10 protein-coding genes are annotated in these 13,234 nt (G+C 49.3%); all 10 read right to left on the bottom strand.

Features of this window, described 5'->3' with window-relative positions:
- Window positions 1–64: 64 nt before the first annotated feature.
- Entirely contained in the window at window positions 65–2,743 is a 2,679-nt protein-coding gene (gene bamA / locus C7382_RS07355) for an outer membrane protein assembly factor BamA (protein WP_116679651.1), read from the bottom strand.
- Window positions 2,744–2,755: 12 nt separating this feature from the next.
- A complete protein-coding gene (locus C7382_RS07350) occupies window positions 2,756–3,532 on the bottom strand; it encodes an isoprenyl transferase (protein WP_116679650.1) in 777 nt (258 codons plus the stop codon).
- A gap of 81 nt (window positions 3,533–3,613) precedes the next feature.
- Entirely contained in the window at window positions 3,614–4,330 is a 717-nt protein-coding gene (gene porG, locus C7382_RS07345; protein ID WP_116679649.1) for a type IX secretion system protein PorG, read from the bottom strand.
- Entirely contained in the window at window positions 4,311–5,630 is a 1,320-nt protein-coding gene (locus C7382_RS07340) for a DUF6242 domain-containing protein (RefSeq protein ID WP_262499711.1), read from the bottom strand. The genes porG and C7382_RS07340 overlap by 20 nt, the downstream gene beginning before the upstream one ends.
- A gap of 1,003 nt (window positions 5,631–6,633) precedes the next feature.
- On the bottom strand, window positions 6,634–8,001 hold the full coding sequence (locus C7382_RS07335) for a TolC family protein (RefSeq protein WP_116679647.1): 1,368 nt from the start codon (window positions 7,999–8,001) through the stop codon (window positions 6,634–6,636).
- A complete protein-coding gene (locus C7382_RS07330) occupies window positions 7,998–9,101 on the bottom strand; it encodes an efflux RND transporter periplasmic adaptor subunit (RefSeq protein ID WP_116679646.1) in 1,104 nt (367 codons plus the stop codon). The genes C7382_RS07335 and C7382_RS07330 overlap by 4 nt, the downstream gene beginning before the upstream one ends.
- A 29-nt stretch (window positions 9,102–9,130) precedes the next feature.
- Window positions 9,131–10,393, bottom strand: coding sequence for an ABC transporter permease (locus C7382_RS07325; RefSeq protein ID WP_116679645.1), 1,263 nt, complete (start codon window positions 10,391–10,393; stop codon window positions 9,131–9,133).
- A gap of 15 nt (window positions 10,394–10,408) precedes the next feature.
- Window positions 10,409–11,686, bottom strand: coding sequence for an ABC transporter permease (locus tag C7382_RS07320; RefSeq protein WP_116679644.1), 1,278 nt, complete (start codon window positions 11,684–11,686; stop codon window positions 10,409–10,411).
- 11 nt (window positions 11,687–11,697) lie between these two features.
- On the bottom strand, window positions 11,698–12,357 hold the full coding sequence (locus tag C7382_RS07315) for an ABC transporter ATP-binding protein (RefSeq protein WP_116679643.1): 660 nt from the start codon (window positions 12,355–12,357) through the stop codon (window positions 11,698–11,700).
- Window positions 12,358–12,444: 87 nt separating this feature from the next.
- Window positions 12,445–12,849: a hypothetical protein gene (locus tag C7382_RS07310; RefSeq protein ID WP_116679642.1), complete on the bottom strand. Its 405-nt coding sequence runs from the start codon at window positions 12,847–12,849 to the stop codon at window positions 12,445–12,447.
- Window positions 12,850–13,234: the final 385 nt, after the last annotated feature.

Raw genomic sequence — 13,234 nt, 5'->3', positions numbered from 1 at the left:
GTTGTATTATTCGTTAGTAACTATCTCTTTAGATATGCATGAGCATAGCTGAGTTTAAGCCAGATCAAATTTCTTGTCCGAGGACAAAATGGATGTTGCTACCACCACGCACGGTAGAATTATCTGGACGGTCAAAACCATATCCCCAATCAATACCTAGCATTCCTACCATCGGCAGCGTCACACGCAAACCCACGCCAGCAGAACGCTTAAGGTTGAAGGGATTGTAGTTATCGATATTGCGCCATGCATTACCAGCTTCAGCAAAGGCCAACACCCAAGCATTGAAGGAGTTTTCAAAGAGGATGGGGAAGCGTAACTCCATAGAAAGGCGCATATAGGCATACGCATAGTCATAGTTGTTACCGGCAATGGTACCATTTTTGTACCCACGTAGACCGATGGTCTCATTCATATAGCCACCGTAATAACTGGACATACCGTCACCACCCATATAGAAAGTACCAAAAGGCGATTTCTTATTCAAGTTGTAAGAACCCAGAATAGCTCCTTCCACACGTCCCATGAGCACAGGAGCGTATTTATGCGTTGCAGGGTTAATCAACGGCGTGAAGACACGGCCTCTGAACTTCCACTTGTGGTACTCAATAAAACGATAACGATCGCTCACGTTCAACGTTGAACTGGCATAATCCAGATTATCCCAAAGAGAGTACGGAAGTGTCGCTGCTACCGATACCATGAAGTCTGATCCGCTACGCGTATAGATGGGATTGTCAATGGAGGTACGAGACAAACGCAATTCGAGATTCAGATCGTTGGCCGATCCGTGGTGAAAGTTTTGGAAAGTATTGTAGCTCCAGTTACGCAACTTGTAGTACGTATAGTTCAGAGAAGCATAGATCTGGAACCAGTTGTCAGGCCATGTAAGTCGTTTACCGTAGCCAATAGAGGCTCCAAGCATCTGCAACGACTTGTCAGGGTCACTGGCTTGGGTATAGAGATCACTGGCATAGTTACCCATACCATTATAATAGCTGTTATAGTTATTATAGTAGCTATTGTAGTAAGCGTTGTAATAGTTGCTGGCATTGCTATTGTAGAACTTGGAATCAATAGCCGTAGTCTTCGAATAGAATGCACTAACACTGAACATATCCGGACGTTTACCACCAAACCAAGGATCCATGAACGAGATACTGTACTGCTGGTAGTACTTACCATTGGTCTGAGCGCTCAGCGAAAGGGTCTGTCCATCTCCTTGCGGGATAATCCCTTTCTTATACATGGAAGGATGTAACAGATTACCAACAGAGAAGTTGGTAAATTTGATAGCCCCCCTAAATAAGAGTCCGGATTGGCTCCAACCCATCGAAAGCTCCAACTGATCACTACTACGAGGCACCAAGTCATACTCTATATCCACCGTACCTGACTCTTGGTTAGGAATCGGGCGCGGGACTGATTTCTCGGCATCGAAGTGTCCGAGCTGATTGATCAGACGAATTGAGTTGATAATATCTTCACGACTAAAGAGCTGGCCCGGCTTGGTATATAGTTCGCGGCGTACGACTTCATCATAAACAACTGTATTGCCTTTGATAATCACTTTATTGATGTTGGCAGGCTTACCCTCTGCGATACGGATGTCAAGCGAAACTGAATCACCCACCACATTGGTCTCCACAGGATCCACCCAAGCAAAGATGTATCCATTATTATAGTACAGATTGCCGACGGCGTCCTCATCCTCATTCAACCGTTTGGCCAAACGTCTCTGATTGTACACATCCCCCGACTTGATGCCAAGCACTCTGTCCAAATACTCGGCAGGGTATTGTGAATTACCGACAAAGTTAATGTCTTTGATATAGTACTTCTGTCCCTCATCTATATTGAGATAGATGTTCACACGCTTACCGTCAGGAGTCCTCACCACGCTATCAGCTATCACCTCGGCATCACGGAAGCCATACTCTTGATATTTCTCTACGAGGCGTGTCAAGTCTTCACGGTAGCTTTCTTCTACAAACTTTTTCGAGCTGAAGAGCTTCAAGAAAGAAGAGCGGATATGCTTCTTGAGACTAAACTTGGCATTGGTATTCTTCATCGCCATACGAAGTGTATGGTCGCTGAGCGAGTTGTTGCCACTGAAGTAAATATCATTGACCTTGGTCTTATGCTTCTTCTCTATAGCGATAGCAACGTTCACATAGCCTTCTTTCGAGAGATCCGGCTCTTGTGTAATCGTCACCTTGGCATCACGGAAGCCTTTATCATTGAAGTACTTCTGGATGATCTGCTTCACCTTGTCCTCGTTATTGCGAGTCATCTGCGTACCCTGTCTCAGACCGGATCTCAACTCTAAATCTTCGCGCTCGGACTTCTTCACGCCAGAGAAAGTAACCTGACTGATACGGGGACGTTCGGTAACGATGATCCGGAGATAAACTTGAGAGCCCACATACTTATCCACCACAATGCGAGCATTGGAGAAGTAGCCTTGGCGCATAATCCTATTGACGGCAGCCGACATGGCATCACCGGGGATCAGCACTTCGTCTCCTACTGCCAAACCGGAAAGATTGCGCAAGACAAAATCATCGAAGGTTCTCACCCCTTCGATCTCAATAGCAGCAATAGTCTTATGAATAGGCTTGGCATACGATACTTCCGGATTGTATATAGTATCCGGTAGCGTCATTTCTTGAGACTGTGCCGCTAGAGGGGACACCACACAAGAACAGAAGAGAGCCACAAGGGCTATCATTTTTTTACACATAGTCATTCTCTGTCAGAGATTCAATTTGTTGTTTGTTCCGGAGAGAGCGATCTGCTCACTTGTCTTACCGAAGCGACGCTCTCTGGAAGAATACTCCTCGATGGCCTGTCGCAAGCAGTCGGCATTAAAATCCGGCCATAGCGTATCGGTAAAGACCAATTCGGTATAAGCCATCTGCCACATCAGGAAATTACTAATACGCTTCTCTCCTCCCGTACGGATAAAGAGATCGGGATCGGGGATGCCGCTCGTGGACAATTGCCCCGAGATCAAGGCCTCGTCTATATCCTCCGGAGCGATGGCTCCGTCACGTACTTGCACAGCCAGCCTGCGAGCAGTATCAGTCAGTTCCCATCGCGAGCTATAGCTCAGGGCCAAAACCAAAGACAGCCCTGTATTGCCGGCGGTCTTGCGGATACCTTGCTCTAATGAAGTGCGAACGTCTTCCGGCAGTCGGTCAAAGTCGCCGATGGCAAGAAGACGTACATTATTTTCCATGAGATCCAGTAGCTCGTTCATGATCGCTGTGACAAACAAGCCCATGAGCGCACGCACCTCCTCTTCCGGACGATTCCAATTCTCTGTACTGAAAGTATAGGCAGTCAAGTATTCTACACCGTAGTCAGCAGCTGCACGCAACACAACACGCAGTGCATCCACTCCGGCAGCATGGCCTTCGTATCGTTCTTTGCCACGCATCTTGGCCCAACGCCCATTGCCATCCATCACGAGGGCTATGTGCCTCGGGACGCTCGCAATCGACGGGAGCTTTTCGTTATCACTTGCCATTCCGACTTTCAGTCTATATCTTCTTTAATCTATCTAAAGATGCAGCATGAGAGCTCTCCTTCATTGGAGGCTTTCGTGCCGTCATCGTTTATTGCAATTGCTCTTACGCAGACCAAAGTCATACGTCAGCCTTACCATCAATGCTCCTGTAGCATCTCTATTTTTGAGCCATGAGTCATTGACCTGATAAGGATTGTTCAACCATGCACTCTGTTCTGTAAGAGCATCGAGTGCATCCGTCAGCAATCCGGTGAAAGCATACTCCACACCGATGTTGAGGCGGCGCTTGAGCTTGTACTTCACCCCCACTCCACCTGTGATACCGGGTGCAAAGGCCGAACCTTTGGTTCCGGAGGCCATCCCCATAGAGATACCCGCCGTCAGATAAGGGGACAAACGAGCAGTACCCAAATATTTATAGCCATCACTATATGGGACGAAGTTGAACTCTGCTCGCACATGCAGCTGAGTCAGACTCGCCCTAAAATCTGCCTGAGCAGCACCGGGGAATACATTCCCCACATGAGTCGAGTTTCCGCTGAGAGAGCGCCAGTCAAGGATGGCACTAAACGCCCAACGGAAGTTATGATTGTACCGCCCGAAAGCCTCCAAGCCGAAGCCCGTTGAGCCGAGCAGCCCTCTATTGGCATCTCCGTAGTATTGCGCTACGCCAAGACCCCCACCTATTTCGTAGAGGTAGTCTTGAGCAACAGCTCGCCCACCGCAGAAGGCACACAACACCATAAGGACACAGAGGCGTGCCACATGATTCGTCTTCCTAATTGCTGTTGTTTTCATTCAGTTTCAGGACCCCTTTCCATAACTCAGAAAAGAATGTTCCCGAGGAGCTAACGCCACCAAACTGATATATATTGTAGGTACTACTACCGAAAGCACAGACAAAAGAATGGGGATAACCACCGGCATACAAAGGATTGGCGGGCAACATCACATCGGCCCCCCCCCTACGCCATGTTATGCCCTTGTCGGTCGAATAAGATACGGCAAGCCGTTTCACACCTTCGCGATATTCTGTGGCATAGTAGTAGAGATTACCGTCCGAAGATGTCGCCACCAAAGCACCCTTCTCCACAGAGGCAGGGATGGCAGCAGAGTCGAGTTTGAGAGCGATCCAATCGTTTCCATTGCTGGATATCCATACAGAGTCTACCGCCTCTCCTGCACGAGAAACGCCCCCCACAACACGCAGCATGGGATGGTTATTGGAGCGATAGAGCTGTGCACTAAAGTTGCGCACAGGGAAAGACTTGGGAGCTTCTTCACGCCATGCGAAGACCCCATCTATGTTGGTAGCGAAGCAAAGTTTGCCGTCTTTCTCACCCAGCAGAGCCAACGTGTGACTACCCTGAGGCCACACCATGCCACCCAAGAGAGCAGACACATTGCCTCCGGGAGCCACTTCCGTCCATTGTGCGAAGTTATCACTCTGATACAGTTTACCGGCCTCCGTCAGTATCCATGCACGCCCATCTTCTGCCACGGCTATTTGCCTGCATGCTCCGGTCAGTCCCGAAGTTGGCAGCAACGACCAAAGCATGGGGTTATTCTTGTCAGTCGCATATAACACAGTAGAGCCCCCCACTACAGCGACCAAATAGGCCTTGTCACCATGGGTCACCACATCAGCATACGTAGCATTAAGGTCAGGCAATGCAACCCCACTCATCAGATTCCAAACAAAAGTGGTGGGCTCGTAATCATAGTGATTGAGCGTCACTGTATAATTCTTGGTCATTTCTCCGCTCTCGTCCGTCACAGTCAGATGCAACGTATGGCAGTCACGCAGCCAAAGCGAATCCGTTGTCTGCCAATCGTGATACTCTCCATCGTTAATGGCCACCTGAAGTTTCTTGGCGGAAGTAGCAGTAGAGATATGCATCATCACAGAGTCCAGGACAGTGCCATATGGCAAAGCTTTCTTGTTGATGATAGTTCCATTCTTATGATCGATAGAGAAAAAAACGCTAGACAAAGCTGGCTCCTTTTTGCTCGAAAGCACAAAACGGTGGATTTGCAAATCCACGACATTAACGTCCTCAAGATCGACCTTCTCTCTAGAACAAGAGGTCAAAGACATTCCTGCCCAAAGACTTAGTAATGCCAAGATGAGGCATGGGATGAATCGTTTATAGCACATTCTTAGCGATATTTTAGTGCACAAAGATAAGACATCTAACGTTATAGCGCTATATGTCTCCTCTTTTTTGCCCATCCGTAGAAGCAAACTCATATTGCACGACGGGTAAATCGAGGATGAAAACTCCGAAAAAACGGTCTGTCAGCAGACTTTTCCTCTCTCCACAAAGGACTTACACTTTTGACTTGGCCCCCCTTCAGCCAAATTAGGAAAGAAATCAAATAAAATCCAATCTCTGTTAATCTATGTAACTCTTCCGGCGATAATTTATGCACCAAAAAACTTATCAACATCGACCAGCTATTTAGATTCTCTCTAAATAAGCGACCTGTTGAGGGTTGGCCGGAGAGCAGACAAAGGGCAAAAAACGCGATTTGAACACATGAAACGCAATAATTACGGCTATGGAAAGTAATCTTTATAATTTCTACATACAATTTTTATAATAATCATTTCTAATAATCATAAAGCTCATCTTCAAACTTATAAAGATTAGAAGGTAAACTTTATAAAGATAATGCTCTTCAAGAGGATATTTAAAGTGAATAAAAAAAAGAAAATCCCCATTGCGTTCAGGGAAGAACACAACGGGGATTCTATGCTTTGAGCAATATCAAACTGCCTTTATTCCATCCTATCTGCCATTAGAAGATAAACACTTATCAACTTTACTCGCAACACACCTCAATCTCTTTGCTGTACAGCAAGAGAAAAAGGAAAGAGAGCAGGGCAATTGCGGCAGATTACATTCACAAGTCTGTTATTCGTCATTACGATCATTTAGTCATTTATTTACGGTGCAAATATAAGGAAAAGGAGGATTCAAATTCATATCTTTCGAGAGAAGAGAACCAATATCATTTTTTCATTACGAAGAGGGCTTTTACGACTTCCTACTTACAAGTCCGGAGACTTGGTATTAGAACCTATCCAGCCGACACACTCAGAAGTCGATGCCGCGATAGAAGTCGAGGACTTTGGCTTTGTAGATGAAGTCGTACTTGGCTCGGATTTCTTCCACCTGACTCAGAGCGTATTTGGTCTTGGCTTCGGCATATTCATAAGCCGACAGACGTCCCGCCTCGAAGCTGTCACGGGCATATTCGTATGCTCGGAGGGTAGCAGCAGTACTATTACGCGCAGCCGAAATGGCTTTGTCCGCTGCGACGGCATTGCTATAGGCCTGACGTATTTCCTTGTAGAGCGTCTTCTTCTCTTCGGTCAGGCGAAGTTCGCTTGCACGCACTTGTAGACGGCTGTTGCGCACACGGTCCTGCGTCTGCATTGCATTGAAGATGGGGATATTGAGCGAGAGACCGACGCTGTAGCTGCCGTTGGTCTTCCATTGGTCGGCAAAGGAGGTATTGAGTGCGGCGTACTCTTTGCCAAGATTGCGGAAGTATCCGTTGCTGTATCCGGCTCCAAAGCTGAGCGTTGGGAAGTAGGCGGCACGAGCCGAGGCCAAACCTTCACGAGCCGCGGCAATTTGCAACTCGCCCGAACGCAAGGCCGGCTTGATGGCAACGGCTGTTCGATAGATCTCATCGGGAGAAACAAGCGAAGCCATTCTCTCCGCCACGAGCGCATCGGTATCCGGAGCTTTGACCGTGATACCTTCGGGTTGGTCAAACTCGAGTGCCTGACCCAAATCGAGACGTGCCAACTCTTCCTCGGAACGGTACTGCACGAGCAACTGTTCGTCTTTGGCCAATTGAGCGTCAATATCGAGGAGACGCCCTTCTGCCCATTTGCCCACACGTACCAATTCGGCTGTGCGATTGCGTTGTTCGACTGTAAGTGCCAACTGAGCCTCGGCCGTGCGGGTCATTTCTTGTCTGAAGAGGAGATTGATGTACAACGATGCTACGCGCAAGCTGAGGTCTTCTCGAGCTTTCTCCAGCAAAGCCTCTCCGTCGGCAACATTTAACTGCTGCTGCTTGAGGTCGTGCAGACGGCGTGTGCCGCTAAAAAGCTCGACAGATGCACTCACATTGAAGTTCGTATTCATCGAAGAGCGATCCACCGTCACCCCCGTCTTATCCTTGGAGCGACCGAAGCTGTAATTGTGTCCCACTCCGGCGCTGACCGTAGGCAGGAAGCTGTGGCGTGCAGCATCGAGATTGATGGTGCGCCCCGCCTGCTCGATCTCCTGCATGCGCAGGTTCAGGTTTCGCTCCTTAGCTATCCGGATGCAGTCCTCCAGCGTGAGAGGAGATGTCGGGATGCTCGTTGTTGCAGGTTCGGTCTGCGCCCGAAGCGTAGGCAGTGCTGTGAAGACGGCCACGGCCGTCAGGAGGATTGTCCGTTTCATTTCTGTTCTGCCTTTTCGATACCACGTACCTTTTCGCCCACCTTCAGTCCGCTTTTGATCTCGATACTGGATCCGTTGGAGACACCCGTCTTCACTTGGCGACGCTCCGTTTGCAACGGCTTCTCACTCTTCACCACCTGAACGAAGGTGCTATCACCACTAAATTCTATACAAGCTTCAGGCACTGCCGGCACACCATAAGCCCCTTCGAGCACGATCTCCGCATTGGCACTGTAGCCGGCACGAATCACACGCTCCCCCGGGATGCGAACCGAAGCCTTCACTTCGAAGAGTACGGCACCGTTCTCCACCGTTCCTTTGGGAGCGAGGTACTCCACCGTGGCAGGGAAAGTCTCCTTACCGAGTGCGCCCACTGAGATACGCATGGGCGACCCCATTCGGATGCGACCCACCTCTGTCTCGTCTATCCTTCCGACGAATATGAGATCGTTCATGTCGGCTACTGATGCGATGGTAGTTCCTTCGTTGAACGTATTAGCTTGAATGACAGAATTACCCACCTTCACAGGTATATTCAGAATCTTACCCGTCACCGTACTGCGCACGAGCGTATTGCTCTGCTTGGCGGAGCGACTGCTCGCACCTTTCTGCACGATCTCCATGGCTTCGCGAGCATTAGCCAGCTCTTCTTTGATCTTGGCATAGTTGGCCTCAGCCGCTTCAAACTCCTCACGAGCAATGACCGACTTCTCGAAGAGGTCCTTGCTGCGGGCATAAGACTCCTTGCCCTGCTCATAACCGATCTCGGCAATGCGCACACGGCTCTCGGCCTGACTGAGTTGAATCATCTCGGGAACGACTGTCAGACGGGCGATCACATCGCCACTCTGCACGATGTCGCCGGCCTCATGCAAGAGTTCTGCCACGATACCGTTCATCTGCGGCTTGATAAGGACCTCGTCGCGCGGCTCCACCGTGCCCGTGATAACCGTCTTACTCTCGAGGGTGTCCAGCTTGGTCACCGTTTCGATCTGATAATCCTTAGGTTTGGCTTTGGATTTCTGCCACAGGAACGTGAAGGTTCCGATTACTGCGATGCCAAACAGCACCCAGAGGAGGATTTTGAAATACTTTTTCATCTTGGTTCTTTATATTTCTTGTTATTCGTTTATTCGTCTCTGATGGCATCAATAGCCTTGATCTGGATAGCGCGATAGGCCGGCAGCATACCGCCGAGTATTCCTCCTGCTATGATGATAAAAAGGGAAAGCATGGCCGTACCGAAGGGTATCAGCGGACTGATAAAGGAAAAACCGTCGGAAGAAGCCTGTGCAGTTATCGTATCCACTACACTCATCACACCCACACCGAGTATCAGCCCTGAAAGTCCGGCCAGAGCCGTCAGCAGGAGCGATTCGCTCAAAATCTGGCCGATGATCGTGCGAGGTTTGGCTCCCAGTGCGCGACGCACACCGATCTCTCGCGTCCGCTCTCGGACGGTAACGAGCATGATATTGGACACTCCCACTATACCTGTGAGTAGCGTACCGATGCCGACTATCCATACCAGTAGGTTGATGCCTGTAAAGATCATATTCATCAGTTGGAACTGCGCCGAGATATCAAATTTGGAAAGAGCCTTGTCATCGTCCGGAGCTATGTTGTTGCGTGAGCGAATGATGGTCTCGATCTTCGCAAACATCTGCTTCATATCAGCCGTAGGATGTGCACTGACAGCGAAATTGTACACCTTATTGCCCCTATTCTCCAGTTGCTGCAATACGCTATAAGAGATGTAAACGGTACTCTTCGGAGACGATCCTATGTTGACATTGTTGCTCTTGGCTTCAACCACACCGATCACCCGATAATAAAGGCCGTTGACGCGTAAGACCTGTCCGACGGGATCGGTGCCTGCAAACAGCTTGTCTCGCACTTCTTTCCCGATCATACACACTTTACGTTGCTGCTGATTGTCCACAGCGTTGAGGCTCCGTCCTTGAAGCACGTTGAGGCGATTGATTTCAAAATAATCTGGCTCTGCCCCCACTACATTGAACGTCTCTGCCTTTTCTCCGAAGACAACATTATTATCAGTACGTCTCGCCCACATGACGGGACTGATGTATTCCACCTCGCGCACTTGGCTACGCACAGCTTGCAGATCGCTCGTTGTAGCACCCCAATAGCGTCCGCTTCGGAACCCCTGATAGGGCTTGGAGGTCGTATTGGTCCAATAGAAAACCGAGTTGGCAGCTATGCCCGACACCTCACGCAGGATACCATTACTGAAGCCCGCCCCCACGCTGGTGAGGATCACCAACATGAAAATACCCCAGAATACTCCGAAGGCCGTAGCCAGACTACGTCGGCGATTGCTCCGAATGGTGTGCCAAATCTCGACCCAGCGGTCTCTGTCAAAAAATCTCATAGTCAGTCTCTCTGTTTAGTTTCTCATGGCTTCCACAGCCGGTATACGTATGGCCTTACGGGCAGGCAGATAACCTGCAACGGCACCACTGACGACCATGACGATCAATGCCAGCACGGCAATGCCGAGGTCAATGCTCGGATCGAGAAAGAGGGTGAGCGTCCTGCCTTCCATTACCTGCGAACCTACTCCTGTTTTCTGCACCCATTGCGAGATAAACTCCATGAGACCTACTCCGACAACCAGCCCGATGAGGCCGGAAACGAGGGTAACAATGACAGACTCTGTGAGTATCATATTGATGATCGCTTTCGGTTTAGCTCCCAAAGCCTTGCGGATACCGATTTCGCGCTGCCGTTCGTTCACGGTCACCTGCATGATATTGGCCACACCGATGATACCAATGACAAGCGTACTCAGGCCAATAATCCAAAGGAATATGTCGATCCCGCTGAAGATACGATCCATTGTCTTCATATCCGTTACCGGAGCATCTACATAGGACACCTCCGTATCGGTAGGGTCGTAACCCTTGCGGAATGCCAATTGGCGGTTGAGCGTCGTCTTCAGCCTCTCCACTTCCGCTTCGGTCCTGACCATAGGGCAGTTCATTGCCAACGTACAGTCTATACGAAAGCCCTTGGCAAAGACACCGTTATAAGTTGAAAATGGGATATAGTTGGGGCTGAACTGTCCTCCTCCTTCGCCCTTGCAAACTCCCACGACGAGGAAGGCTATTTTGGAGAGATTGACATACTTACCTACGGGAGAAACACCCTCACCGAAGAGATTGTCCGCCGCCTGCTCACACAAGACTATCACCTTTTTACTCATAGCATCATCGGCCGGAGAGAGAAAGCGTCCCTCCAGAATCGGAGTGGAGACCATGTTAGCATATTCTCCCGACACAGCCTTTGTCGGCCCCGTGTACGTACGCTCCTCGTACTGCACATCATATTGCCACTGATACATGTAGTAAGAATAGCCTTCTATCAGTTTGGGATTGAGCTTGACGAGGTATTCACAATCGTCCGGTGTCAGATATATATATCTATTCTTCGGATAGCCGCCATACTCTTTGCTCGTACGCCATGTAGAGAAGGTGATGGCCGTGGTACCCATGCGGAACTCTTCCACATTGTGTCGGATACCGTGCTGGAATCCGCGCCCTGCACTCAGCAGCAGCACCAGCAGCAGGACACCCCACGCCACGGCAAATCCGGTCAGAGCCGTACGCAACTTATTTTTGCGCAGCGTAGCTCCTAATTCTTGCAGATTGTCAGTATCGAACATAAGGCTCTCCGTCAGGCACCGATGATGCCGTCCTTGATGTGAATAATGCGGTCTGTACTTTCGGCCACGGATTGCTCGTGCGTGACGATGACCATGGTGATACCATCCCGATTGACACTGCGGAGCAGATCCATCACCTCCACAGTCGTTACGCTGTCGAGGGCACCCGTAGGCTCATCCGCCAGTATCACTTGTGGCTTGGAAACGAGTGCACGAGCGATGGCCACGCGCTGCTTTTGTCCGCCGGATAGCTCGTTGGGCAGATGATCCGCCCAGTCCTCCAGCCCCACACGACGGAGGTACTCCATCGCTATATCGTTGCGCTTGCGACGGCTTACCCCTTGGTAATAGAGAGGCAATGCCACATTCTCGACAGCATTCTTGAAGGAGATGAGATTGAAACTCTGGAATACAAATCCGAGCATCCGACCGCGTATCTCGGCCGCTCGGTTCTCGGTCAGATCGCGTATGAGTTCGCCATGCAGACGATACTCGCCCTCATCGTAGTTGTCGAGCACGCCGAGGATATTCAGCAGTGTACTCTTGCCCGATCCTGATGCGCCCATGATGGAAACCATCTCGCCCGCTGCGATGTGCAGGTCTATGCCCTTGAGTACGTGCAGTGGCTGCGCACCCGGATAGGTCTTGTGAATGCCTTTGATGTCAATCATTTGTTTATTTTTTTATTTGCCTCTTTATTTCCATGACGAAGAGCAAACAGAAACCTGTCATGTGGGGGGGGGGTGTCAGTTTCCTCTTTATTGTTCTTTCTTCTCATCGCGTAGGATGATAGAGGGGATAAGCAGCCCGAGTCCGCCGAAAATCAGCATTCCCATGCCCGAAAACATCTCATAGGTGTGATAAAAGCTCCAATCGACATAACCGTCCATGGCGCGCACGAAGAAAAACGTCATCACCATACCGAGTAGTGCGCCCAAACCCATACCGATGAGAAGGCTGGCTATCTTGATGCCGACGTTGCGGCCGATACCGAGAGAGGGGGTAGGTGTGAGCATACGGAGGTCCACCTTTCCTTCGACGGAGGACAGACTATCGAGCTTCTCGATCAGGCGGAGTCGCTCGCCACGGCGCACGTAGAGTTCGAAGATCTTGAAGATGAAGTAGAAGACTACCGCCGGTACCAAAACTGAATCTAAATCCATAATCGTTTTCTTTTTTTGTTAAGTTCTTGCTTGAGTTTGTTTGCCTCTTTGACGAGCTACTGCCCAAAAGGTTACACTCTCGCAACTCAAACTTCGTCTACGTGATACTTATCCTGCTATTTCGTTATTACTCTTTATTGATCCTACCCTGTCAGACCTGCGTATTAGTTCTGTAGTACACCGCAAAAGTATGAGCTAATTTTGAAATTCGCAAACTTTAAGCGAAAAAATTTTCTTCCGCTACTACCACACCTATATTATATAGTCGTCCCTTAAAATTCGTTTTAATTTCTGATATTCAGCAAATTAGTTTGCGAATATCTTTGCTAAATCTGCAAGTTTTCTTATCTTCATAGCAGAAAACTTGCAGATTTTATGATTAAAA

The organism is Porphyromonas loveana (genome assembly GCF_003096695.1).
Classification (GTDB): domain Bacteria; phylum Bacteroidota; class Bacteroidia; order Bacteroidales; family Porphyromonadaceae; genus Porphyromonas; species Porphyromonas loveana.
The sequence above is the reverse complement of the archived record's forward strand: the minus strand, read 5'-3'. Positions and strand labels throughout refer to the sequence as shown.